The sequence below is a fragment of the Vibrio sp. 2033 genome (assembly GCF_033339735.1).
In genome coordinates, this window is record NZ_JAWOVC010000382.1 from 1 (window position 1) to 682 (window position 682).

General features: G+C 48.7%; 1 protein-coding gene. It reads left to right on the forward strand.

What is annotated here, in order from left to right; all coding sequences use genetic code 11:
- The coding region (locus R7P74_RS26730) for an FtsW/RodA/SpoVE family cell cycle protein (protein WP_318123684.1) at window positions 1-682 on the forward strand (682 nt) is incomplete at both ends.

Sequence of the window (682 nt, forward strand, 5' to 3'; positions counted from 1 at the left end):
GCCAGTGGTTTCGATGAATCCATGCTCTTTAAACACTTAGCCCGCTGCGCACTGACACTGGTGTGTATTCTGGTGATGTCATCCATTCCAGCAGCCAGTTATCAACGCTCGGCACCGTACTTGTATTTTGTCGCCGTGTCGTTACTGCTGGCCGTCGCGCTGTTTGGTGACAGCACTAACGGTTCACAACGATGGCTAGATATCGGCTTTTTTCGTTTTCAACCTTCGGAATTAATTAAGCTGTCGATTCCGATCATGATAGCTTGGATGCTGCATCTGGAAGGCGGCAGACCTGACTTTCGTAAAATCGCGCTTTGTTTGATGATTACCTTGGTTCCCGCAGGGTTGATCGCTCTGCAACCCGATCTGGATGGTGCGATCTTTACCGTGATCTACGCACTATTCGTGTTATTTTTCGCGGGTATGAGCTGGAAAATCATTGGCGGATTTGTGGTGAGCGTTCTAACGCTCGCCCCGATTCTGTGGTTTTTCGTGATGGAAGCCTACCAAAAAAGCCGTGTGACGCAGTTCTTACACCCAGAATCTGACCCACTTGGCTCTGGTTACCAAATCATTCAGTCGCTGATTGCGATCGGTTCTGGCGGTATGAAAGGCAAAGGTTGGATGAATGCCACACAAGGAACACTGGGCTTTATTCCAGAAAGTCATACCGACTTTATCT